This is a genomic window from Bradyrhizobium sp. 18BD (assembly GCF_054185225.1).
This window is the reverse complement of sequence record NZ_JAVAYL010000029.1, coordinates 35,837-59,113: the sequence shown is the minus strand read 5'-3', so window position 1 is coordinate 59,113 and position 23,277 is coordinate 35,837. Positions and strand designations below refer to the sequence as shown.

At 64.3% G+C, this 23,277-nt stretch carries 22 protein-coding genes; 8 read left to right on the top strand and 14 right to left on the bottom strand.

What is annotated here, in order from left to right; translation table 11 throughout:
* Nucleotides 1-5 precede the first annotated feature (5 nt).
* Nucleotides 6-1,655, bottom strand: a complete 1,650-nt coding sequence (gene ettA, locus RAD16_RS36665; RefSeq protein ID WP_458162744.1) for an energy-dependent translational throttle protein EttA — start codon at nucleotides 1,653-1,655, stop codon at nucleotides 6-8.
* Nucleotides 1,656-1,888: 233 nt separating this feature from the next.
* Between ettA and RAD16_RS36660 the strand changes: the two genes are divergently transcribed.
* Nucleotides 1,889-2,104 (top strand): hypothetical protein, encoded by a 216-nt coding sequence (locus tag RAD16_RS36660; RefSeq protein ID WP_458162743.1) that lies wholly within the window; start codon nucleotides 1,889-1,891, stop codon nucleotides 2,102-2,104.
* A 146-nt stretch (nucleotides 2,105-2,250) separates the two neighbouring features.
* Nucleotides 2,251-3,213, top strand: coding sequence for a D-2-hydroxyacid dehydrogenase family protein (locus RAD16_RS36655; RefSeq protein WP_458162742.1), 963 nt, complete (start codon nucleotides 2,251-2,253; stop codon nucleotides 3,211-3,213).
* A 57-nt stretch (nucleotides 3,214-3,270) separates the two neighbouring features.
* Here RAD16_RS36655 and RAD16_RS36650 read toward each other — a convergent pair whose 3' ends face one another.
* On the bottom strand, nucleotides 3,271-4,455 hold the full coding sequence (locus tag RAD16_RS36650; RefSeq protein ID WP_458162740.1) for a L,D-transpeptidase family protein: 1,185 nt from the start codon (nucleotides 4,453-4,455) through the stop codon (nucleotides 3,271-3,273).
* A gap of 369 nt (nucleotides 4,456-4,824) precedes the next feature.
* Between RAD16_RS36650 and RAD16_RS36645 the strand changes: the two genes are divergently transcribed.
* Nucleotides 4,825-5,598, top strand: coding sequence for a hypothetical protein (locus RAD16_RS36645; RefSeq protein WP_458162739.1), 774 nt, complete (start codon nucleotides 4,825-4,827; stop codon nucleotides 5,596-5,598).
* A 60-nt stretch (nucleotides 5,599-5,658) separates the two neighbouring features.
* Here the strand turns inward: RAD16_RS36645 and sseA are convergent, their stop codons facing one another.
* The 3 genes from sseA to RAD16_RS36630 form a co-directional block, all read right to left on the bottom strand.
* Nucleotides 5,659-6,510 (bottom strand): 3-mercaptopyruvate sulfurtransferase, encoded by an 852-nt coding sequence (gene sseA, locus RAD16_RS36640; RefSeq protein ID WP_458162738.1) that lies wholly within the window; start codon nucleotides 6,508-6,510, stop codon nucleotides 5,659-5,661.
* Nucleotides 6,511-6,665: 155 nt separating this feature from the next.
* Complete coding sequence (locus RAD16_RS36635) at nucleotides 6,666-7,079, bottom strand: rhodanese-like domain-containing protein (RefSeq protein ID WP_235544204.1); 414 nt, start codon at nucleotides 7,077-7,079, stop codon at nucleotides 6,666-6,668.
* A 122-nt stretch (nucleotides 7,080-7,201) separates the two neighbouring features.
* Nucleotides 7,202-8,377: a vWA domain-containing protein gene (locus RAD16_RS36630; RefSeq protein WP_458162737.1), complete on the bottom strand. Its 1,176-nt coding sequence runs from the start codon at nucleotides 8,375-8,377 to the stop codon at nucleotides 7,202-7,204.
* 122 nt (nucleotides 8,378-8,499) lie between these two features.
* Between RAD16_RS36630 and RAD16_RS36625 the strand changes: the two genes are divergently transcribed.
* The 3 genes from RAD16_RS36625 to RAD16_RS36615 all read left to right on the top strand — a co-directional run bounded on the left by RAD16_RS36625 (nucleotide 8,500) and on the right by RAD16_RS36615 (nucleotide 10,638).
* Nucleotides 8,500-8,745 (top strand): GlsB/YeaQ/YmgE family stress response membrane protein, encoded by a 246-nt coding sequence (locus RAD16_RS36625; protein WP_326903868.1) that lies wholly within the window; start codon nucleotides 8,500-8,502, stop codon nucleotides 8,743-8,745.
* 93 nt (nucleotides 8,746-8,838) lie between these two features.
* Nucleotides 8,839-9,681 (top strand): AAA family ATPase, encoded by an 843-nt coding sequence (locus tag RAD16_RS36620; protein WP_326903869.1) that lies wholly within the window; start codon nucleotides 8,839-8,841, stop codon nucleotides 9,679-9,681.
* Nucleotides 9,682-9,984: 303 nt separating this feature from the next.
* Nucleotides 9,985-10,638, top strand: a complete 654-nt coding sequence (locus tag RAD16_RS36615) for a hypothetical protein (RefSeq protein ID WP_458162736.1) — start codon at nucleotides 9,985-9,987, stop codon at nucleotides 10,636-10,638.
* A gap of 239 nt (nucleotides 10,639-10,877) precedes the next feature.
* On the opposite strand, the gene RAD16_RS36610 is transcribed toward RAD16_RS36615, so the two are convergent.
* The 6 genes from RAD16_RS36610 to RAD16_RS36585 form a co-directional block, all read right to left on the bottom strand.
* The gene (locus RAD16_RS36610) at nucleotides 10,878-11,183 is read right to left on the bottom strand and encodes a hypothetical protein (protein ID WP_458162735.1); all 306 of its coding nucleotides are present in this window, start codon (nucleotides 11,181-11,183) and stop codon (nucleotides 10,878-10,880) included.
* A gap of 114 nt (nucleotides 11,184-11,297) precedes the next feature.
* A complete protein-coding gene (locus tag RAD16_RS36605; RefSeq protein WP_458162734.1) occupies nucleotides 11,298-12,944 on the bottom strand; it encodes a GMC family oxidoreductase in 1,647 nt (548 codons plus the stop codon).
* Between the two features lie 17 nt (nucleotides 12,945-12,961).
* The gene (locus RAD16_RS36600) at nucleotides 12,962-13,555 is read right to left on the bottom strand and encodes a GNAT family N-acetyltransferase (RefSeq protein WP_458162733.1); all 594 of its coding nucleotides are present in this window, start codon (nucleotides 13,553-13,555) and stop codon (nucleotides 12,962-12,964) included.
* A gap of 109 nt (nucleotides 13,556-13,664) precedes the next feature.
* The gene (locus RAD16_RS36595) at nucleotides 13,665-14,591 is read right to left on the bottom strand and encodes an SMP-30/gluconolactonase/LRE family protein (RefSeq protein ID WP_458162797.1); all 927 of its coding nucleotides are present in this window, start codon (nucleotides 14,589-14,591) and stop codon (nucleotides 13,665-13,667) included.
* 149 nt (nucleotides 14,592-14,740) lie between these two features.
* Nucleotides 14,741-15,586, bottom strand: coding sequence for a GyrI-like domain-containing protein (locus tag RAD16_RS36590; protein ID WP_458162732.1), 846 nt, complete (start codon nucleotides 15,584-15,586; stop codon nucleotides 14,741-14,743).
* Between the two features lie 211 nt (nucleotides 15,587-15,797).
* Nucleotides 15,798-16,157: a hypothetical protein gene (locus RAD16_RS36585; protein WP_458162731.1), complete on the bottom strand. Its 360-nt coding sequence runs from the start codon at nucleotides 16,155-16,157 to the stop codon at nucleotides 15,798-15,800.
* 185 nt (nucleotides 16,158-16,342) lie between these two features.
* Here RAD16_RS36585 and RAD16_RS36580 point away from each other — a divergent pair, with 185 nt between their 5' ends.
* The gene (locus RAD16_RS36580) at nucleotides 16,343-16,567 is read left to right on the top strand and encodes a hypothetical protein (protein WP_458162730.1); all 225 of its coding nucleotides are present in this window, start codon (nucleotides 16,343-16,345) and stop codon (nucleotides 16,565-16,567) included.
* 280 nt (nucleotides 16,568-16,847) lie between these two features.
* Here the strand turns inward: RAD16_RS36580 and RAD16_RS36575 are convergent, their stop codons facing one another.
* Nucleotides 16,848-17,504, bottom strand: coding sequence for a glutathione S-transferase family protein (locus RAD16_RS36575; RefSeq protein WP_458162729.1), 657 nt, complete (start codon nucleotides 17,502-17,504; stop codon nucleotides 16,848-16,850).
* 171 nt (nucleotides 17,505-17,675) lie between these two features.
* Here RAD16_RS36575 and RAD16_RS36570 point away from each other — a divergent pair, with 171 nt between their 5' ends.
* Nucleotides 17,676-18,899: a polyhydroxyalkanoate depolymerase gene (locus tag RAD16_RS36570; RefSeq protein WP_458162728.1), complete on the top strand. Its 1,224-nt coding sequence runs from the start codon at nucleotides 17,676-17,678 to the stop codon at nucleotides 18,897-18,899.
* Nucleotides 18,900-18,902: 3 nt separating this feature from the next.
* On the opposite strand, the gene RAD16_RS36565 is transcribed toward RAD16_RS36570, so the two are convergent.
* Together RAD16_RS36565 and RAD16_RS36560 are read right to left on the bottom strand one after the other, a co-directional pair.
* Complete coding sequence (locus tag RAD16_RS36565; RefSeq protein WP_458162727.1) at nucleotides 18,903-22,277, bottom strand: adenylate/guanylate cyclase domain-containing protein; 3,375 nt, start codon at nucleotides 22,275-22,277, stop codon at nucleotides 18,903-18,905.
* 306 nt (nucleotides 22,278-22,583) lie between these two features.
* Nucleotides 22,584-23,099 carry a hypothetical protein gene (locus RAD16_RS36560; protein WP_458162726.1) on the bottom strand — a complete coding sequence of 172 codons (516 nt, stop codon included), beginning with the start codon at nucleotides 23,097-23,099 and terminating at the stop codon, nucleotides 22,584-22,586.
* Between the last annotated feature and the right edge of the window lie 178 nt (nucleotides 23,100-23,277).

Below are 23,277 nucleotides of genomic sequence, written 5' to 3'. Positions count from 1 at the left end.
CGACATCACCGCGTCAGCTTCTTGTACTTCACGCGGTGCGGGATGATGCTGTCCTGGCCGAGCCGGCGCATCTTGTCCTTTTCGTAGTCCTGGAAGTTGCCTTCGAACCATTCGACATGGCTGTCGCCCTCGAAGGCCAGGATGTGGGTCGCGATGCGGTCGAGGAACCAGCGATCGTGGCTGATGATGACGGCGCAGCCGGCAAAATCCTCCAGCGCCTCTTCCAGCGCGCGCAGCGTGTCGACGTCGAGGTCGTTGGTCGGTTCGTCGAGCAGCAGGACGTTGGCGCCGGACTTCAGCATTTTGGCGAGATGGACGCGGTTGCGTTCACCGCCGGAGAGCGCGCCGACCTTCTTCTGCTGGTCGGCGCCCTTGAAGTTGAACGACGAGCAATAGCCGCGCGAGTTCACTTCCTTCTTGCCGAGCAGGATCAGCTCGTTGCCGCCGGAGATTTCCTCCCACACGGTCTTCTTGCCGTCGAGCGCATCGCGCGACTGGTCGACATAGCCGAGATGCACGGTCTCACCGACCGTGATCGTGCCCTTGTCCGGGGTCTCCTGCTTGGTGATCATCTTGAACAGCGTGGTCTTGCCGGCGCCGTTGGCGCCGATCACACCGACGATGCCGCCGGGCGGCAGCTTGAAGGTGAGATCGTCGATCAGCAGGCGATCGCCATAGCCTTTGCTGAGGGTTTCGAAATCGACCACGTTGGCGCCGAGGCGCTCGGCGACGGGAATGATGATCTGCGCGGTCTGGGTCTGCTTCTCGCTCGCCTGCTTGAGCAGTTCCTCATAGCGCTGGTAGCGCGCCTTCGACTTGGCCTGGCGTGCCTTCGGCGAGGACGCGACCCATTCCTGCTCGCGCGCAATCGTCTTCTGGTGCGCGGCGTCCTCGCGTCCCTCCTGCTCCAGGCGCTTCTGCTTCTGCACCAGCCAGGACGAATAATTGCCCTCGTAGGGGATGCCCTTGCCGCGATCGAGCTCGAGGATCCAGCCCGTGACGTTGTCGAGGAAGTAGCGATCGTGGGTCACGATCAGGATCGCGCCGGGATAGTTGCGCAAATGACCTTCGAGCCACGAAACGGATTCGGCGTCGAGATGGTTGGTCGGCTCGTCCAGCAGCAGCAGCTCGGGCTGGTCGAGCAGAAGGCGGCACAGCGCGACGCGGCGGCGCTCACCGCCCGAGAGCTTCGTCACATCCGCATCGTCGGGCGGGCAGCGCAGCGCGTCCATGGCCTGGTCGACCTTGCTGTCGAGATCCCAGAGGCCCTGGGCCTCGATCTCGTCCTGCAGCTTGGTCATCTCGTCGGCGGTCTCGTCGGAATAGTTGACCGCGAGCTCGTTGTAGCGGTCGAGGATCGCCTTCTGCTTGGCGACGCCCTGCATGACGTTCTCACGCACGGACAGCGCCGGATCGAGGTGCGGCTCCTGCTCGAGGTAGCCGACGCGGGCGCCCTCGGCGACCCAGGCCTCGCCGGTGTATTCCTTGTCGAGGCCGGCCATGATCTTGAGCAGCGTCGACTTGCCCGAGCCGTTGACACCGAGAACGCCGATCTTGGCGTCCGGGTAAAAGCTCAGCCGAATGTTGTCGAGCACCTTGCGGGTCGGGTAGCTCTTGGTCAGGCCTTCCATGAAGTAGACGAACTGGCGCGCCATCGGTCCCGTGAAACCTTCGATTTGAGGAAATTTGCTTGCCGCCGATGTAACGATCCCGCCCCCAAAGGGCAACGTTTTCCCTCCGTTCACCACGGATGAATACTGGGCGGACACCATCCGGACCCGGATCCGGACAATTGAAACTATCTTTTAATAAATCAGGCCAAAGCTCGGTTTCGCGCGGAAACAGCGCCACCCGCTCAGAATGAACGGGAGAACAGCGAGACAGCGTCATGGCTCTGATCGAGACCCACTCATTCCCCGTTCCGGCCGAAACCGGGAACGCGTCCGGCCTCGTCTCCGAGGTCCGGGGTTTCTGGAAGCGCTTCTTCGCCACCGCCTTCAACCCGTACCGGCCCGAGCTGCACTACATGCGCGGCCCCGGCCCCGCCTGGCGCGCCAAGCACGGCATGGACGCGCCGCCCCGGCTGAAGCGCCGCGACCGCTAAACCTGCCTCTCCTATCGGATTTTTGAAGACGCCAGCCGCTTGCGCGCTGGCGTGATTGCGCGCAACCATGGCCTGGTTCCGACGATGGCGCCCACCGCCCAGCGCCGTCCCCTCTCGCCATCAACTCTGGCCCTGGATGAACGCTGATGACGCGGCTGCGCTGTGCAATTCTCGACGACTATTTCAACCTCGCCCTCGACGTCGCCGACTGGCAGAAACTGTCAGACCGCGTCGACACCACCGTGTTCAGCCATCCCTTCGCCTCGGAACAGGCCGCAGCGAGTGCGCTGGCCGATTTCGAGATCATCTGCGCGATGCGCGAGCGCACGGCGTTCCCCAAGAGCCTGTTCGACAAGCTGCCCAAGCTGAAGCTGCTGCTCACGTCAGGCATGCGCAACGCCGCGATCGACATGGAGGCGGCGAAGGCGAAGGGCGTCGCGCTCGGCGGCACGCAATATTCGCGCGATCCGACTGCGCCGCTCACCATGGGCTTGATCCTGGAGCTGACCCGCGGCATCGGCCGCGAGAACGCGCGCATGCACGCCGGCGAGCCCTGGCAAACCTTTGCCGGCGTCGAGATCGAGGGCCTCACGCTCGGCGTCGTCGGCCTCGGCAAGCTTGGCACCAAGATGGCGGGGATCGCGAAAGCCTTCGGCATGAACGTGATCGCCTGGAGCCCGAACCTCACGCCGGAGAAGTGCGCGGCAGCCGGCGTCGGCTATGCCACCAAGGAGGAGCTGTTCGCCAAGGCCGATATCGTCACCATCCATGTGGTGCTGAGCGATCGCTCGCGCGGCCTCGTCAGCCGTGCCGATCTCGCGCGGATGAAGCCGACCGCGTTCCTCGTCAACACCGCGCGTGGACCGATCGTGGACGAGCAGGCGCTGCTCGAGGCCTTGCAGCAGAAGCAGATCGCGGGCGCCGGCATTGACGTGTTCTCGGTCGAGCCGCTGCCGGTCGACCATCCCTTCCGCAAGCTCGACAATCTCGTGCTGACGCCGCATCTCGGCTACGCGACCGAGGACGGCCTGCGCATCCATTACGGCCAGATGGTCGAGGCGATCGACGCCTTCACCAAGGGCAGTGAACTGCCGCGAAAGCTGGCCTGAAACGAAAAGGGCGTGCCGATGGCACGCCCTTCGCAAATCTGAGTTCTTTCGCAGCGCTTAGCGCACGGTGACCGGTGCGGGCAGCGGCGGCACCACGGTCGGCTGGGTGCCCGGGACGGGGCCAGCCGGGGCCGCGCCCGGCGCAGGCGCAGCCGATGCGGTCGCCGTTCCCGGCGCAGCACCGCCCGGCATCACCACCACGCGGGTGCCGACCTTGGTGCGCTCGAACAGATCCGACACGTCCTCGTTCAGCATGCCGATGCAGCCGGAGGAGACGAACTTGCCGATCGTCGAGGGCTGGTTGGTGCCGTGGATGCGGTACACGGTCGAGCCGAGATACATCGCGCGGGCGCCGAGCGGATTGCCTTCGCCGCCGGCCATGAAGCGCGGCAGGTAGGGCTGGCGCTCGATCATCTCCGTCGGCGGATGCCAATCCGGCCACTCGGCCTTGCGGGTGATCTTCTGCACGCCGGTCCAGGTGAAACCGTCGCGGCCGACGCGGACGCCGTAGCGGATCGCGCGGCCATTGCCGAGGACGTAATAGAGGTAGGTGTTCGGGGTATCGACCACGATGGTGCCGGCCGGCTCCTTGGTCTGGAACGCGACCTCCTGGCGGCGGAGGTTCGGCGGCAACTGCGCCGGCGCTGCGTCAGGCTGCTCCTCGGGCGGCAACCCGGCGACCGACATCGGACGGCCATCGGCGCCCACGGGGGGCTGGCCGGACTGAACCGTTCCGGTCGCGGCGGGACCACCGACCGCCTCCGGCGGACGAAGACCATCATTGGCGGGCGCCTGGCCCTGACCTTGGCCCGGGCGATTGGCATAGATCACCGGCGGCGGTCCGGCGGGGCGGCCATAGCGGGGATCGTCGGGCGACATCACCGGCCCCTGCGGCGGGGCGGCGGAGTAAACGGGCGGAGCGCCGGCGGGACGGCCATAACGCGGATCATCCGGCGACATCACCGGGCCTTGCGGCGGGGCAGCCGAATAGACGGGGGGGCCAGCCGGGCGGCCATAGCGCGGATCATCGACCGGACCGGGCGGAGGCAGCGAAGCCTGCGGCATCGCGTCGTCCTCATCGTCCAGCGAGTCGAAATTCGGCGTGCGGTCGCCGGGGCGATATTCGGCCGGAGCGCCATAGCTCGGCGCCTGCTGGACCGGATAGCTCTGGGCTTGTGCGAGCGTGGTTCCCGCCGCAGCGACTGTTGCGGCAGCGCATATCGTCAGAAAATGTTTGATCATCATCGCTCTTGCATCGTCCCCGGGCCCCGTCCGAGCCGTCAAAGGCCAAATGACCGAAGATAGCGGCACATTCAAGACATATCAGGGTTATTTGCGCCGGATTTGCCGAATTGTGATCCGCAAGACGACCGTTGCCCCGTTGCATCACGGGGCGGAAATCGGATTGCGCCGGGGATTGCCGCGTGCATGGGCCCTGAATTTAGGGGAGCGGCACGGAGACGTTGCGATATGGTCGAATCAGCCTGATTCGCCATTGCTTTGAGCTCCGATCCCCGCGTGGCGAACGCGGCAATCAGTACCGTCACCGCGTTCAGATGGCTCTTGGGCCCTGGCTACCCTCCCGCCGGGGCGGAAATTCGCAATCCCTCGATGCTTCCCGGCTTTCGCTTCCTGCTTGCCGCGATCCTGCTGTCAACCTCCATCCTAGTGTTCGGGCTAGGTGCCGCCGCGCTGCTGCGGGCAACCCATGAGCAGTATGTCAGCAACCCCTCCTGGCGGAACGGCCCGCAGGAGCAGGTTTTCGCACAGGCTCCCGAGCCGGCCCAGCCGGTGCTCGCGGTGCTGCGCGCCGAGCCGGAGGTGGCCGCCGAGCCTGCGCCGTCGCTGCGCGACCAGGTGCCCACGATCGGGTTGCCGGCGACCGAGCCCGAGCAGATCGCCGCGCTGGCGACCGCGACCGATGCGCAGCCGCAGGCGACGGAAGCCGCGCCTCCGGCCGCCGAGCCAGCCAAAGCTGAGACCAAGGCCGAGATGACCACGGGCGCCGCCACGCCGGCCGCCACCGATACGCTCACCCCGGCCGACACCACGGCATCGATCCCCGAGGCCAAGCCGGAAGCTAAGCCGACTGCCGGCGAGCCGGCACCGGCTGACCCCAGCATCGCCCTCGCCTCCTCGGCGCTCGATGTCGCTTCGGTCAAGCTGGCCGCGCTGAACGATCCCGCGACCACGGCCTGGAAGGATCCGCCGGCGAAGGCCAAAGCGGACGCCACCACGCCGGACAGCAAGGCGATCAAGCGCAAGGCGAAGGCGAAGAAGCGCCATCGCATCGTCAGGCGTCCGCCGCCTCAGCAGTTGCAGCAACAGCTCGATCCGTTCGGGCAGCAGCAGACCTTCGCGACGACGACCTCGCGCACGCGGTGATCTTGCTTCACCTCGCCCCCTTGCGGGGAGAGGGAGCGCACTTTCACCGTGACTGCTATCTCAGGCCGGCCCGGTCGCGATCGGCGGGCCCTTCTCCTGCCCCCATTCCGACCACGAGCCGTCATAGAGCGCGGTGTCGGTGATGCCGAGGCGATAGAGCGCGAGCGTCAGCACGCCGGCCGAGACGCCGGAGCCGCAGCTCGTCACGATCGGTGCATCGAGCTTGACGCCTGCGCCGGTGAACGCGGCGCGAAGATCGTCGAGCGGCTTCATCGTGCCGGTCGCGGCATCGAACAGCTGGTTGTAGGGCACGTTGCGGGCGCCGGGGATGTGACCGGAGCGGATGCCCGCGCGAGGCTCCGGCGCACGGCCTTCGAAACGGTCGGCGGCGCGGGCGTCGATCACCTGCTCGGCGCGGCTTTCGACGTTGGCGACCAATTGCTGCATGCTGCGCACCCGCTTTGAATCGTAGCTCGCCTTGAACGTCGCAGGTTTCGGCTTGACCTCGCCGCTCTCGACGGGGCGTCCCTCGGCGCGCCACTTCTTCAGGCCGCCATTGAGGATGCGCACATTGCTGTGGCCGAAAGCCAGGAACATCCACCACGCGCGGGGAGCGGCGACCCAGCCGCCGGCATCGTAGAGCACGACGGTGTCGCTATTTCCGATGCCGAGATTGCCGATATCGCGGCCGAACTGCTCGGCACTCGGATACATGTGCGGCAGCGGATTGGAATGGTCTGACACCGCATCGACGTCGAAGAACACCGCGCCTGGCAGATGTGCGGCGAGATAATCGTCCTTCGGCAACGGCAGCACGCCCGGCAGCTTGAAGCTGGCGTCGAGCACTTTGACGTTGGCGTCGTTGATGTGGGCGGCGAGCCATTCGGTGGAGACGAGAGGGTCGGTGGCCATCGGTGTTTCCTTGTGGTCATTCCGGGGCGCCCGGAGGGCGAGCCCGGAATCCATCGTACGGCTGAGTTGGTGGATGAATGGATTCTCAGATGCGCAATTGCGCATCGTAGTTCGCGCTTCGCGTGCCCCGGAATGACGGGTGGAGAGAGCGGGGCTCACCCCTTCTTCTTCGGCTCCCACTGCTCGGTCGGCCCGCCGGCATCGCGCCAGGCGGCGTAGCCGCCGGCGATGTGGGCGACGGGCTTCAGGCCCATGTCCTGCGCGGTCTTGGCCGCGAGCGCGGAGCGCAAGCCACCGGCACAGTGGAAGACGAACTTCTTGTCCTCCTGGAAGATCGGCTTCGCGTACGGGCTCTGCGGATCGATCCAGAATTCGAGCATGCCGCGCGTGCAGGCGAACGCACCGGGGATGCGGCCGTCGCGCTCGATCTCGCGGGGGTCGCGGATGTCGACGATGACGACGTCGCCGTTCTTGGAGATCTCGATGGCGTCCTTGGCGTTGAGCGTCTCGATCTCGGCATTGGCCTCGTCGATCAGCGCCTTGATGCCGCGGGTGATGTTCTGGGGCATTTGGTTCTCCCTCTTGTCATTCCGGGGCGCGCGCAGCGCGAGCCCGGAATCCATTCCTCTGCAAACACTGCGGCCCGATGGATTCCGGGCTCGCCCTTCGGGCGCCCCGGAATGACGACAGGCTAGTGCGTCAATTCCTTCATCGCACCTTCCAGCCCCTCGATCGTGATCGGGTACATGCGGTTGGCGAAGATGCGTTTGATGATGGTGGTCGATTCCGAATAATCCCAGTGCTTCTGCTGCACGGGGTTCAGCCACACCGTATGCGGATAGGTGCGGATGATGCGATCGAGCCAGACCGAGCCGGGCTCCTCGTTGACGTGCTCGACCGAACCGCCCGGCACCATGATCTCGTAAGGCGACATCGAGGCGTCGCCGACAAACACGACCTTGTAGTCGTGCGGGTATTTGTGCAGCACGTCCCAGGTCGGCGTGCGGTCGGTGAAGCGGCGCTTGTTCTGCTTCCACACGCCTTCATAGAGGCAGTTGTGGAAGTAGAAATACTCCATGTGCTTGAACTCGCTCTTCGCCGCCGAGAACAGCTCCTCGACCTGCTCGATATGCGAATCCATCGAGCCGCCGATGTCGAAGAACACCAGGAGCTTCACCGCATTGCGCCGCTCGGGGCGCATGTGAACGTCGAGATAGCCGTGATTGGCGGTCTCGCGAATGGTGGTGTCGAGATCGAGTTCGTCGGGCGCGCCGGTGCGCGCGAACTTGCGCAGGCGGCGCAGCGCCACCTTGATGTTGCGGATGCCGAGCTCGACATTGCCGTCGAGATCCCTGAACTCGCGCTTGTCCCACACCTTCACGGCGCGGTTGTTGCGGTTCTTCTCCTGGCCGATGCGGACGCCTTCGGGATTGTAGCCGTGCGCGCCGAACGGCGAGGTGCCGGCGGTGCCGATCCACTTCGAGCCGCCCTGATGGCGGCCCTTCTGCTCCTCAAGGCGCTTCTTCAGCGTCTCCATGAGCTTGTCCCAGCCCATGGCCTCGATCTGCTTCTTCTCTTCCTCGCTGAGGTATTTTTCGGCGAGCTTCTTCAGCCACTCCTCGGGGATCTCGGCCTTCTCCATGGCGTCGAGCAGGCTTTCCAGCCCCTTGAACACCGTGCCGAAGACGCGGTCGAACTTGTCGAGATTGCGCTCGTCCTTCACCAGCGACGCGCGCGACAGATAGTAGAAATTCTCGACCGAATAGTCCGACAGATCAGCGTCGAGCGCCTCCATCAGCGTGAGGTATTCGCGCAGCGTCACGGGGACCTGCGCATCGCGCAGAGAAGTGAAGAATTGCAGGAACATGGGTGACAGATTGCCCGTCGGGTGGCGAACGTCAAGGGCGGAGGCCGTCGCCGGGCGCTGGACCCGGGTGGTTTTTGCTCTAGAATTGACCGCCTCAAGGGGTTGTTTTGGGGACGTTTGCAATGGGAATTCTCGCAGCACTCATCATCGGCGCGATCGCCGGCTGGCTGGCCGGCAAGATTGTCCACGGGGCGGGATTTGGCCTGATCGGCAACATGGTCGTCGGCATCATCGGCGCGCTGGTCGCAGGCTGGGTGCTGCCGCAGCTTGGCATTGCGCTGGCCACGGGCACGCTGGGCTCCATCATCGACGCGACGGTCGGCGCGGTGATTGTGCTCGTCATCCTTTCGCTGATAAAACGGGTCTGAAAGCCTGACCGAACCAGGAACGGCCGCCATGCGCGGCCGTTCCCATGTCGCGACCAGAGCAATGCCTGGGATGACGACCAACAAGGACGCGCAATGAAATTTACCGGCACCAAGGACTATGTTGCGACCGACGATCTCAAGGTCGCCGTCAATGCCTCGATCGTGCTGGAGCGCCCGCTCCTGGTGAAGGGCGAGCCCGGCACCGGCAAGACGGTGCTGGCGGAGGAAGTGGCGAAGGCGCTGAACGCGCCGCTGCTGACCTGGCACATCAAGTCCACCACCAAGGCGCAGCAGGGCCTCTACGAATACGACGCGGTGTCGCGCCTGCGCGACAGCCAGCTCGGTGATAGCAGAGTCTCCGATATCAAGAACTACATCAAGCGCGGCAAGCTGTGGGACGCCTTCACCGCCGAGCAGCGTCCGGTGCTCTTGATCGACGAGATCGACAAGGCCGACATCGAATTCCCGAACGACCTGCTGCTCGAGCTCGACCGCATGGAATTCCATGTCTACGAGACCGGCGAGACGATCAAGGCCAAGCAGCGCCCGATCATGATGATCACCTCGAACAACGAGAAGGAGTTGCCTGACGCCTTCCTGCGCCGCTGCTTCTTCCACTACATCAAGTTCCCCGACGCCGACACCATGGGCCGCATCGTCGACGTCCACTTCCCCGGCATCAAGAAGCGCCTGGTCGAGGAAGCCCTGCGCATCTTCTTCGAGGTGCGCGAGGTGCCCGGCCTGAAGAAGAAGCCGTCGACCTCGGAGCTTCTGGACTGGCTCAAGCTGCTGCTCAACGAGGACATGAGCGTCGAGCAGCTGCGGGAACGAGATCCGCGAAAACTGATCCCGCCGCTGCACGGCGCGCTGCTCAAGAACGAGCAGGACGTGCACCTGTTCGAGCGGCTGGCGTTTTTGAGCCGACGGGAAGTGTAGGGAGCTTCGCTCTCGTGTCCCGGACGCGCAGCAGCGCCATAGTGCTGCTGCGCTGAGCCGGGACCCAGAAGCCACACCACGTCACTGCAATGTGGACCCCGGCTCCGCAGCGCACCGCTGCCGGACGATGCTGGGCATCGCCGGGGAAGCGCTGCGCTGCGTCCGGGCCACGAGAGTGTGGCATGCCGCTCCCCCAATCTCGTCGTTGCGAGAGGGCGACACATGAACGGGCGCGCTGCAACGCACGACAGATCAGGAGCAAGCCGCCTCCGGCAAACGAGAAATCGCGCCTGAGAGCGACACATGTCCGAGCCTTACTCCGCGCTGGCGCAAGTCACGATCGAGCGGTCCGCGCTGATCCGCTTCCTCGATGCCCGGCCGCGGCCGGCGTCACAATGGAACGAGTGGTCCCGCGGCGGCGGCCAGTGGCACGGCTTTTCCTGGGACCAGGATCTTCCGCCCGTGCTTGCCCGCGTCGACGAATGGCTCGGCGCTTCCTACCGGCATGCGGTGCGCTGGGTGCTGAAATTCTCCGAAGCGCCCGCGCTCGGCCGATGCACTTATGACGCGGCGACGCAGCTCTTCAGCTTCGGCACGCTGACCCTGTCGGAGAATCCTAACGACATCGTGTACTTCTTCGCGGTGGCGCGTGGGCTCGCCGGCTATGTGCGCGACCGCCAATCGGGCTTCGCGCTGGTACGCAATCATCTCTGGGTCAACGGCGACAGCACGCTTGCCGTGATGGGCCTTGGTGCGGAGGGCCATTGCCATTTCCTGGACGCAAGCGGGGGCTCGTCAGCCTATGGCGAGCACGTTCGCGACGCGACACTCACCTTCGACGAGATCTACAAGCGCTACGCCGCGCTTGGACGAGCCGACATCTTCGACAAGGTCAGCAAATACGATGCGAGCAACGCCGGACCGAATGCCATCGATGAGCTTGAGCGGCTCCGATGAGGCGCTTGCGCGGCATCCGCGACCGAGCCCGTCGACTGCGACGCCGTCATGAACGGGAAGGCGCCGGTGGAATTGACCTTTCACGACGGAGACGACACCTGGTCTGTCGTCCAACTCGTAGGGCGGATTAGCCGAAGGCGTAATCCGCCTCTGTTTGTCTCCGCGTCCACAGAAGCGGTGGGTTACGCCAACGGCCGCGCGTGCGCAGCCGTCGGCTAACCCACCCTACACAATTTGCCTTAGGGAACACCGAGAACCACTTCCAGAGTATTGTCGACCTCAGTCACAAATCGCTCGTAGGCGGCTCGGTCTCCGCCCTTCTCGGCGATCCGATCGGTCTGCCAAGCCAGAAAGGAAGGCAGATACCAGAGCAGTGACACCAATCGCTTTGGCACCATGTCATCGTCGCCGATTTCGATTGCGCGCAGGACGGCGAGGATCGCCTGTCCTCGAATGGCATCGTAATCGCCATTGCGGACGCGGTCGAAGAAGCCATCCGCATTCCATTCGGTTTCCAGCTGTTCGATGATCGCGGCAATAGTCATCGGCTGGGCCCACGGACAAATGAAATCTGACTCGCGGAGAGTCCCCCCTCACCCGGATCGGATCTGTCGATGCGATCCGGCCTCTCCCCGCAAGCGGGGAGAGCCGAAGAGTCGTCACGCAACCGCGCTTTCCGGCACGTTCGCGGCTTCCAGCGGCTTCTTGCCTCGGATCAAGTCCGACGCGCGGTCGGCGATCATCATGGTCGACGCATTGAGGTTCGCCGAGATCATGCGCGGCATGACGGAAGCATCGATCACGCGGAGGCCTTCGAGGCCGTGGACCCGGAGTTGGTCGTCGACGACGGCCCAGGTGGACTCCGCCGGGCCCATGCGGCAGGTGCAGCCGGGGTGGAAGGTGGTGGTGCCGCGCTCAGTGGCGGCGTGCAAAAATTCGTCGTCGGTGTTGACGTTGGGGCCGGGGAAATCCTCGTAGGCGTAGTAGGGCGAGAGCGGCGCAGACTTCAGAAGGTTGCGCGCGAGCTTCATGCCACCGACGATGACGCGGCGGTCGAGCTCGGCGTCGAGATAATTGGTCTGGATGATCGGCGGCGCGAACGGATCACTGGAGCGGATGCGGACATAGCCGCGGCTCTCCGGGCGCTGCTGCCACGAGGCCACGGTCATGCCGGGCTCGTCCTCGAGCTGGCCCTGCACGCCCTCCTTGTAGCTTGCGGGCGTGAAGGTGAGCTGGAGATCCGAACGGTCAGGGCTCTCGCCCGAATACCAGAAGCAATAGACCATGGTCGGCGACAGCGACAGCAGGCCGCGGCGCGCGGTCGCCCATTTCAGCGCTTCGACCCAGAGCGAGAGGCCGCGCCGGAGCTCGTTGATGGTCCTGATGTCCTTCACCCGCGCCACGGTGCGCGGCGCATAGTGATCCTGAAGGCCTTCGCCGACCGGCAGAGCGTGGCGCACGGCGATGCCATGCTGTTGCAACAGGTCCGGCGAGCCGACGCCGGAGAGCTGGAGGAGCTGCGGCGAGTTGTAGGTGCCACCCGAGAGGATCACCTCCTTGTTGGCGCGCACTTCGACCGGCGTGCCGTTGCGGCCGCCCTTCATGTAGCGCACGCCGACGGCGCGCTTGCCCTCGAAGATGATTTCGGTCGCGTGCGCATGGGTATGCACATGCACGTTGGGCCGCTTCATCGCCGGCTTGAGGAACGCGGTCGAGCCGGAGACGCGCAAGCCCCTCTCGATGGTGCGCTGGCAGTAAGAGACGCCCTCCTGCTTCGCGCCGTTGTAGTCGGGGTTGCGCGGGATGCCGAGCGAGACGGCACCTTCCATGAAGGCCTCGCAAAGGGGATCGCGCCACTCCATCGTGGTGACGGTCAGGCTGCCGTCACGGCCGCGATAGGTGTTGTCGCCCTCGCCGACGCGCCGCTCCAGCCGGCGGAAATAGGGCAGCACGTCGGCATAGCTCCAGCCACGGTTGCCCATCTGCGCCCAGGTATCGAAGTCGAGATTCTGGCCGCGGTTGTAGATGTGGCCGTTGATCGAGGACGAGCCGCCGAGCGTCTTGCCGCGCGGGGCGTAGATGCTGCGGCCGCCGGTGTAGGGACCGGGCTCCTGCTGGTAGGCCCAGTTGATGCTCTTCATGTGGAAGGTTTTGATGAAACCCGCCGGCAGGTGGATGTAGGGGTGCCAGTCGGAAGGACCGGCCTCGAGCACGCAGACGCTGGTGTTGGGATCTTCGCTGAGCCGGCTGGTGAGGATGCAACCGGCAGAGCCCGCGCCGATGATCACATAGTCAAATCTATCCATGGTGCCTCGACCGCCCCCTAGCGCGGCTTGTCGTTGAGTTGATATTCGAGATGCGCCTTCACCGTCGGCCATTCGGCGGCGGTGATGCTGTAGACCACGGTGTCGCGCAGCGTGCCGTTCGGCGCGACCTGATGGCTGCGCAGGATGCCGTCCTGCTTGGCGCCGAGGCGCTCGATGGCGCGGCGGCTCTGGTGGTTGAAGAAATGCGTGCGGAATTCGACCGCGATGCAGTTCAGCGTCTCGAAGGCGTGGGTCAGCAGCAGCAGCTTGCACTGGGTGTTGAGCGGGCCGCGCTGGGCGCTCTTGCCATACCAGGTCGAGCCGATCTCGACGCGGCGGTTGGCGGCATCGATGTTCATGTAGGTGGTCTGTCCGACGATCTTGCCGCCGGCGTCGAACACGGTGAACGGCAGCATCGAGCCCGCGGCCTGGAGCCCCAGACGGCGGTCGATCTCTTTCGCCACGTTCTCCGGCGTCGGGATCGCGGTATACCAGATCGTGTAGAGCTCGCCGTCCTTCACGGCCTCCACCAGCCCCTCGCGGTGCTCTTTCGACAGCGGCTCGAGACGGGCGTGCTGTCCACGCAGGGTGATCGGATCAGGCCAGGGCATTGAAGTCTCTCTCCGTTGTCATTGCGAGCGAAGCGAAGCAATCCAGAGTCTTACCGCGGAGACAGCCTGGATTGCTTCGTCGCTTCGCTCCTCGCAATGACGGCTTGGCTCACTTGTTCAGAAAATTCAACGGCAAACCGCCCCGCGGCCAGTCCATGGCGATCAGCTCGCCCTTGCCCGACAGCGTGATGTAGGCGGTTTTCAGCTCGGGGCCGCCGAAGGCGATATTGGTGGTGACGCGGTCGCCGGTCGGCACCTGCTCGACCAGGGTCCCGTCGGGCGAGATCACCGAGATGCAGCCGGACACGAGGGTGGCGACGCAGACATTGCCGTTCGCTTCCACCGCGAGCGAGTCGAACATCTGGTAGCCGCCGAGGCCGCAGATCGGCTTGCCGCGCTCGCCGCGATAGATCACGTCGCGCGGCTTCAGCGTGCCGGGCGCAGACAGATCGTAGGCCCAGAGCCGTCCCGTCGGCGTCTCCGCGATGTAGACGGTGTTCTCGTCCGGCGACAGACCGATGCCGTTGGCCGGCAGTATGCCGTGCACGACCTCGACGATCTCCTTCATGCCGGGCTTGAGATAGTACATGCCGCCGACGTCCATCTCGCGGGGGCGGCGTTTGCCGAGATCGGAGAACCACAGGCCGCCATGCCTGTCGAACACCAGATCGTTCGGCCCGCGCAGATCGTGCTCGCCGCATTTGGTGACGACGGTCTCGACCTTGCCGGATTGCAGATCGACGCGCTGGATGGAGCCGCCGAGATAATCCTCCGGCTGCGGGCCCGGCATGATCATCTTGCCGGTCGGGATCCAGGAGAAGCCGCCATTGTTGCAGATGTAGATTTTTCCGTCAGGCCCCAGCGCGGCGCCATTAGGGCCGCCCGGCACCTTCGCGACGATCTCCTTGCGGCCATCGGGATGGATGCGGGTCAGGCGCTGGCCGCGGATCTCCACCAGCACCACCGAACCGTCAGGCATCACCACCGGCCCTTCGGGAAATTCAAGGTCGGTGGCGAGAACGCGGACGTTGGACATGGCAGCGGACATTTGGGGCCCTCCCGGCTTGCTTGTTATGGCTTGCGCGGGATGTCCGGCATGGGCCCCGCTGGCAAGTTTTGCCAGCGGTTATGACAAAGTCGCTTCCCCTTGCCAAGCAAGCGGGACGGTATGCCAGCGTTGCACCGCTAATCCCTGACCGGTATCCAAATCTCGAAGCCGCCGTTGCCGGTCGCGGGATCGAACTTTTCGTCATAGCGCTCGAAGTTCGGCGCATCCGCAGCCTTGAGGCCCGAAGCGGGCAGCCATTGATTCCAGATCGTGTTGACGGTGCGGCGGACCGAGGCGACGTGCTCGGTGTGGGTGAACACCGCATAGCGCTGCTCGGGGATGCGGATGCGGCCGAAGCGACGCGGCAGGTCGGAGAAATCGGCGACCTCGACGCCGGCGATGTAGTCGAAATTGCCGGCATCATCGCCGTTGCAGCAGACGCCATAGGCGACTTGATTTCTCCCTTGGCCGACCCGCGCCGGAATTTCGGCGACCTCCTGGTGGAAACGCTGCCACAGTCCCGGAATGGCAGCGCCATTGTCGCAGGAGATGCGCTCGGCGGGACCGGCGACGAGGATGGCCTTTGCGGTTTCGAAACGCGGGGCCTTGAGATTGTCTGATATGGTGGAGTCCATGAGGATCGGCTCCTGTAGCTTGAGATGATTGACGCATGTCGCGGCCCGGACCGCTTCGGGCGTGGTGCCGAACTGGTCGCGGAACGCGCGGGTGAATGCTTCGTGCGAGCCGTAATCCGCCTCCAGCGCCAGCGACAGGATGTCGGGCGCGCCCTTGGCAAGACTACGTGCCGCCTCGCTCAGCCGCCGCGCGCGCACGTAACGCATCACCGGATAACCGGTGGCTGCGGCAAACGCGCGCACGATGTGGAACCGCGACACGCCCGAGATCGCAGCGATCTCGTCGAGCGTCATCGGCTCGGCCAGATGGCTCTCGATATACCAGAGCGCGCGCTGGGCTGGGTTCATGGTGGCCCTCGTTCGCAGCTTCTTGATCATGCGCCCCGCCGCCACCGCGCGCTTGATCAGGATTGCTCTCTGCGGATGCAGTGCAGCACATCAGAAATCGTAGGGTGGATTAGCCGAAGGCGTAATCCACCAACTTCGTCCCGCATTCGCTGAAGCATGGTGGGTTACGCCCGGCGGACTGCGCTTCGCGCAGCCGCGGGGCTAACCCACCCTACTTGTCCTTCGCATCCTTCGGCGGCGGCGCGTCCTGCTTCTTCTTCAAATCCTCAGTGAACTTCGCCTGCGCGGTCTGGAGATCACCGAGCGTCTTCTGCAAGCCGGCCACCGTCACCTTCAACGCGTCGATCTGGCGACCCGCGGCGTCCAGCTTCTGCTGATGATCGAGGTTGAGCTTGGTGATCGTCTTCTGCAGGAAGTCGACATTGCTCTGCAGGCAGCTCGTGCGCCGCTCCATGGTCTTCTCGACGGTGCAGATCTCGATGCCGGGTACGTCCTGCGCGCGGACCGGCGGGGCCGCCAGCGCGGCAAGCAGCAACATCGCGAAACAAACACCGGCGTTTCGAAGCAGCATGCAGGGGTTCCTCGTCAAATTGATCACGGCAATGTGCGCTGTTTGCGCGCAGCCGCACGAGGCTACCACACTCGTACCGCATTCTCGCGTTGAGCTTGGGTTGTTCCCTCGGACGGGGAACGATGATCCGCATGCGGGAGAAGTGGGCACTCTTTCCGCGGCTTTGTTTAGGGGAGATTTTTGGAATGGCAACGCGCGATAGACGTCTGGCGGAATTCGATGGCGCCGGAGAGCCGCCACCTGGACTGCCGGTCGAAGTGCTCTGTGAGGACCATAGCGGAACGTATCAACTGCCGTTCGCCTGCCGTTACGTCGGAGGACGCTGGCAGAACCACGATGCCGGCGTCGCGGTCGAAGCGACCGTCATCGGCTGGCGCCTGCCACGCGTGAAGCATTCGGGCCTCGCCTGACGGCGGCGGCTGTTTCAAAATGCAACGGAGCCGCGCTCCGGCTTAACGAACGGAACGCGGCCCGAACGAATCACGTCCGAATCAGCCGAATCGTTCCGTACGCGGCTGTTCACGGCTAGATGTCGATATAGGTTTGCCAGCGCGCACAATATCTACTGGACGGGCGGACTGGCGCGGCCCCGCCGCCGGCGCCAAAGGTTAACGGCGGAAAAGGCATGGCTCGCTCGCCACCCCGGGGAGGCCCCCGCCCCCGAAACGGGCAGCGTGGCGCCGGGTCTGCCTAATATTCGACCTCGAGCTCCTCGATCTCGGCCGGCTCTTCCTTGGCCGCCGCGATCCATTCCTTCATCTCGGGCATGGCCATGATGGTATCGGCATAAGCCTTCAGGCGCGGCTCGAGCTTGACGTCATAGGTCACGAAGCGCGTCACCACGGGCGCGTACATCGCATCCGCCATGGTGCGCCGCGCACCGAACAGGAACGGGCCGCCGGACTTCTCCAGGCAGTCGCGCCAGATGAACCAGACGCGGTCGATATCGGCCTGCGCGCGCGACCAGATCTTGAAGCCGGGGAAGTGTCCCTTCAGGTTGACCGGCAGCGAGGCGCGCAGCGTGGTGAAGCCGGAATGGATTTCGCCGCAAATCGAGCGGCAATGGGCGCGCTGGGCACGGTCATCGGGCAACAGCCCGGCATCCGGCATCACCTCGTTGAGATATTCGGCGATCGCCAGCGTATCCCAGACCACGGCGCCTTCGTGCCGCAGGCACGGCACCAGGATCGACGACGACAGCAGCAGGATTTCCGCGCGCGCCGATGCGTCGTCCGGCGCGGTCACGATCTCCTCGAAATCGAGCCCGGAAAACTTCGTCAGCAGCCAGCCGCGCAGCGACCAGGACGAGTAGTTCTTGCTGCTGATGGTCAGTGTCGCCTTCGCCATTTCGCCCTTCCTCAACGCCTGTCACTGGCAGCCCGCCCCGGCCCGCGGCGTGCCCATTACCTGTGCTTCCCGCGAAAGGAGCAGCAAGCGACGTGCCAATTTTGCGGGCGCCCCTGGTCCCGTTTGGCTTCGATATTGCATGGCAGCATCGGGACAGGTGGGCGTTTCAGAATGATGTCGATGTATTATCAGGCCTTTCAGAACCACATGGATTTGACGGCGCCGTTTCGGACGGGCGCCTCGTCCGCGCTCAAATTCCTCAACCTGGTACCGCAGGGCGTGTCGGACCAGGTGATCGGCCGGCTCTCGGCGGCGCTGGAGCTGATCTCGCGCTCCACCCTCACCTATGACCGTCCTGCCTATGGCATCGACAGCGTCATGGTGGGCAACCGCGAGGTCGGTATCACCGAGGAGATCGCCTACGCGACGCCGTTCGGCTCGCTGCTGCATTTCAAGAAAGACGGCGCGCCGGAGCAGCCGCGCATGCTGCTGGTGGCGCCGATGTCCGGCCATTTCGCCACGCTCTTGCGCGGCACCGTCAAGACGCTGCTGCAGGACCACGACGTCTACATCACCGACTGGCACAATCCGCGCGACATCCCGCGCACCGAAGGCCGCTTCGGGCTCGACGACTACACCGATCATCTGATCGATTTCCTCGGTCAGCTCGGCCCGCGCCCTCACATGGTCGCGATCTGCCAGCCGTCGGTCTCCGCGCTCGCCGCCGCGGCGGTCATGTGCGAGGGCAATCATCCGTCACGACCCGCGACGCTGACGCTGATGGCAGGTCCCATCGACACGCGGATCCAGCCGACCAGGGTCAACGAGTTCGCCAAGAGCAGGCCGATCGACTGGTTCGAGCGGAACCTGATCAACTACGTGCCGATGCAGTGCCGCGGCGCGCTTCGCAAGGTCTATCCCGGCTTCGTGCAGCTCACCGCCTTCGTGTCGATGAACCTCGAGCGCCATATCAAGCAGCACATGGACCTCGCCAATCACATCGCCAAGGGCGAGAAGGACAAGGCTGCGACGATCAAGACCTTCTACGACGAATATTTCGCGGTAATGGACCTGCCGGCCGAGTTCTACATCGAGACCGTGCGCGACGTGTTCCAGGAGCATCTCCTGCCGCAGGGCAAGCTGATGCACCGCGGCCGGCCCGTGAACACCAAGGCCGTCAGCCGCATGGGGCTGATGACGGTCGAGGGCGAGAAGGACGACATCTGCTCGATCGGCCAGACGCTGGCGGCGCAAGACCTCTGCACCGGCGTGCGCGCCTATCGCCGCGTCCATCACATGCAGGCCGGCGTCGGCCATTACGGCGTGTTCTCCGGCAAGCGCTGGAACAACGAGATCTATCCGCTGCTGCGGGATTTCGTGCACGTGAACTCGTAACTGTCATTCCCCGCCACCAGGACGACCCGCCAGGGAAACGGCGCGGGCCTCATGCTCTTGCGCGAGCAGCTCTTTCGCTTCCGCCAATTCAGGAAGGTTGCGCTCCGCCTCGAGTTCAGCGAACACGGGCGCGAGCACTTCGGATACCGCACCTGCTCGGCCGTTTGTCTTGTGCAGGCGGGCAAATTCAAGCGCGCTGCGCAGCTCGAAGGTCTTCGTCTGCTGGTGTCGCGCGATTTCCAGCGCTCGCTTGAAGTCGACCTCGGCACTGGATTGGTCTGAAGAATCATGACGCCATAAAAGCTTTCCGCGGACACGATGCAGCTCGGCATCAAGCCAATGCTGGCCGGACTGCCCGGTCCCCGCGATCAGTTCGTTCAGGATGTCGAGCCCTGTTTCGACCTGGCCCATCTCTGCATTCGCTACGGCGACATGCAGGCCCCAAAACGGTTCGCAGAGGTAGCAATCGTTCTCGTGCAGCAAGGTCCAGCCGTGACGCATGTCCGCCAGTCCGGCCACTCGGTCGCCGGCACGCCACCTGGCCAGTCCATTCAGGTAGGTGCCCGCGGCCACATACAGCGGCATCGTGTGGTCGCGCGCGAGACCGAGCGCCAAGATCGTCTCCGTTTGCTGCAACATGCCCCCGCATACGCCGTCGAACACAGCGCGATGGACCAGCGCATTGGCCCGGGAAAGCGCCCGTGTTTCTCCCGACGCACCCACCGCTTCGGCGGCGAGCTTGCGCGCGCGTGCAGTGAGACCGAGCGGCCAGAGCACCAGGGCAAGGAATCTCATGATCACGAACGGCAGATCCAGTGCCGAAGCCCTGAATGTCGCGGGATCCGGTTCGGCACCATAGATGGCCAGCGCCTGCTCGAGATGCGTTCGCGCGTTCACATATTCGCCGCCGAACCAGCAGGTGACGCCGCTCGTCCAATGGGCAACCACGGCCGCCACCGGCGAGTCCGGTCGCCGGTCAGCGGCGCTCCTGATGGCATCCGCCAGCTCCCGCATCCGAGCGACTTCGCCGTGTGTCAGGCAGGCATTGAAGAGGCCCGAATGAACAGGCGCAAGTTCAACGGGATCGTCGATGTCGGCTGCGAACCGGCGCGCACGCGTCCATGCCGCGATCGTTTCGGGAGCGCTGTGCCCGAGGCTGCCCCTTAGTGCACGGCCATATGAGATTTGAAGATGCAGCCTGGTCATCGTCCGGCGGGGCTCGTCAGGCAGTTCGTCAGCGGTCGCAACGGCCTTGCCGAGATGCGCGACCGCCTCGGCATAGGCAGAGCGCTTCAGCGCCTGCTGGCCCGCCTTGCGCCACCATTCGAGCGCTACCTCGCTCAGCCCCGCTTCAGTGAAGTGATGCGCCAGAACTTCCGGCTCGTTCTCGGCGACGACCGGAAACTTCTCACGCAGGACCTCGCCAATTCTCGTGTGAAGCAGCTGCCGTTTGCTCTTGAGCAGACTCTCATAGGCCGCTTCCTGAACGAGGGCGTGCTTGAAACTATAGTTTGCGTCGGGCGGAGCCCCACGGCGAAGCAGCAGTTCGGCCTCTTCAAGTTGTTGTAGCGCAGCACTCAGCGTCCGATCATCGCGTCCCGCCACGTACTTCAGCAGCGCATATGAGAAGTCGCGGCCGATGGCGGCGCCTATCTGCGCCACCTCCTTGACTGGAGCGAGCCGGTCGAGCCGCGCCATCAGCGAATCCTGCAACGTGGCGGGAATAGCGAGCGGCGGGAGCGGACTATTCAGGCGATAGCGCCCCGCATCTTCGACCAGCAGGCCGGACTCCAGCACCATCTTGGTCAGTTCCTCGACGAATAGCGGGACGCCATCCGTCCTGTCGATGATCTGCTTCATCATCTCGCGTGGCAGCTGGCGGCCGACAACCACCTGTTCCACCAGCGCGCGCGTGTCCTGCCGATCGAGCCGGTCGAGCCGCAACAGGCCGACATTGGCAAGGCCCGACCAGGAAGGCTCGAACTCAGGCCGGGATGTCATGAGCACGAGGATCGGCAATGCCCTGATCCGATCGACTGCGAGATCAAACAGCTCGAGGCTCGTGGCATCGGCCCAATGCAGATCCTCGCAGATGATCAACAGAGGCTGACCTCGCGCCAACCCCTCGAGCTGATCGAGGAGGACGGCAAATGTCTGTCGCCGCTGCTGCGCCGGACTCAAGCCAAGGGGCGGGCAATGGTCGCCGGTTGGAATCGAGAGCAGCGCCGCAATGAGCGGCGTTGCCCGGGCGACCTGCTGGGTTCCAAGCGCCAGCATTGCCTCGAGCTTGTCGAGCCTTTGCTCTGGCGTGTCGTGCGCGCGGATTCCGGCGGCGCGCTCGAGCTGCGCGACAAAGGGATGGAGCGCGCTGTTTGTATGATAAGGTGAACATTGATATCGCACGCGACGGTGCGTCCCCAACGAGGGACTTTCGGACAGCGTTGCAACGATGCGCGACTTGCCGATACCCGCCTCGCCGGAGATCAATACGATCTGACCGTGGCCCTGCCATGCCTCCCGCTGGCGCGAGAGGATGAATTCGATCTCATCCTTGCGGCCGACAAAGCCGATCGAGCGCGCGGCACGGACCGCCTCGAAGCGGCTCTCGGATGCGGTCGCTCCTTCCACCGCCCACACCGCGATGGGTTCGCCTATCCCCTTGACTTCGCGGCGTCCGAGATTGCGAAAAGTGAAAAGATCGCCAAGCAGCCGGCGAGTCGATGACGCAACGACGACCACCCCGGGCTCCGCGAGGCTCTGAAGCCGAGCCGCGAGATTTGGCGTATCGCCGATGGTCGCGTGCTCCTCCGACGCATCTCCACTGATGAGGTCGCCCACCACGACGAGCCCGGTCGCAACTGCAATCCGCAGCTCCACCCGTTCGCCGGCGCCTGTTTCGAGCTGGCGAATCGCGGAGATGATGTCGAGACCCGCGCGCACCGCGCGCTCCGCATCATCTTCGTGGGCACGCGGATAGCCGAAATAGACGAGTATTCCGTCACCCACGAACCTGGCGATCCTACCGTCATAAGCGGCAATGACCTGCGCGCAAGCGGCGCGGTAGACCCGGATCACTTCCCACATATCCTCGGGATCGAGGCGCGCCGAGAGCATAGTCGAGCCGACCAGATCGCAAAACATGACGGTGAGGTGCCGCCGCTCGGCGTCGTGAGGAGGAGCCGGCGATGCGATCAATGCGGCCGGATCGAGGTCGGCAATGGCGCGCAGCATTTTGCGGCGATGACCGAGCAGGACTCCGAGCTTGTCAAAGTCCTCGTCCATCAACTCCGGGAGGACGTCAACGTCGATCCCGTTTTGGGCAAAACGCTCCGCGTATTGCCCAAGCCCCAGCTTCTCGAGCCACTCCGCAATCTGCATGGCTCACCCATCTTATGGCTGGCGATTAGCAGAATCTTGGACCACGGCCGCGCCGAGACAATATCCCAACGTCACCATGATGGCACGTCTTGTTTGTCTTACGAAAAATTAGGTTACTCGTTACCGATGATGCTTCGGTCGCGACACGACCCGATGCGAACGGCTGTGCTACCAAACATCGCCGGTACGCGGCGTTGGACAGCAGAGGTTGCGATGAGTCGTCACGACCCACTCCAGATCTGAAACCGACCGACACTGCGTCCTGTGCTCAAATACTCAAATGCAATGCCAAGGGGACGTCGTCCTTCATTGCTCCTTCAACGGCGCTTCATGGCTGCGAGCCATCGTGCCCGCCGCAACCTGAAGCGAAGAACCAACCGCCCAGCAGCCGGCAACAAAGCCTATCAGGGCGTTGGATAGATTTTGATCAAGGACGAGAATGCTTACGGCCAGAGTTGCCGCGATCGCCGCGCCGAACGTTCCCGCCGCACTCATGATTTCAGCCGACTCCGAACCGGTCCATTCTTCCGAAATGCTCGATTTCGGCCGCCGTGCGAGATTGCCGGACAAGTCAATTCCGACATAATAGCTGAGAGCTCCGTAGAGCATCGTTATCAGCACGATCCAGCCGCTTTCAAACAGCCCGCCTTTCTGACGCAACAGGGTCGCGCCCACATAGAGGCCGCAAGAGGCTCCAACGGCCGCCAGCCCAATTCTTTCAAGGACATGGGCCGACTTGATCAGACTGGAACGGGCGATCCCAAGACCGCTGACGTACCTTGTGAGGGAAAATGCACTCGAACTTGCACTGGTGATCTTCATTGGGGGCTCCTTCTGAGTAATTGGCAGCCTACTGGCCGACCCCGAATAGAATCTGCCGGGACGCGGTTCTCGATGCCCTTGATTCCAATTTCAGAAAGATCTGTGCTGAGTGATGGGGCTGGCTTGCTCGCGAAGCGAGAGCCAATCCAAGGCTGCGCGCACGCCGCTGCGCAGGCAT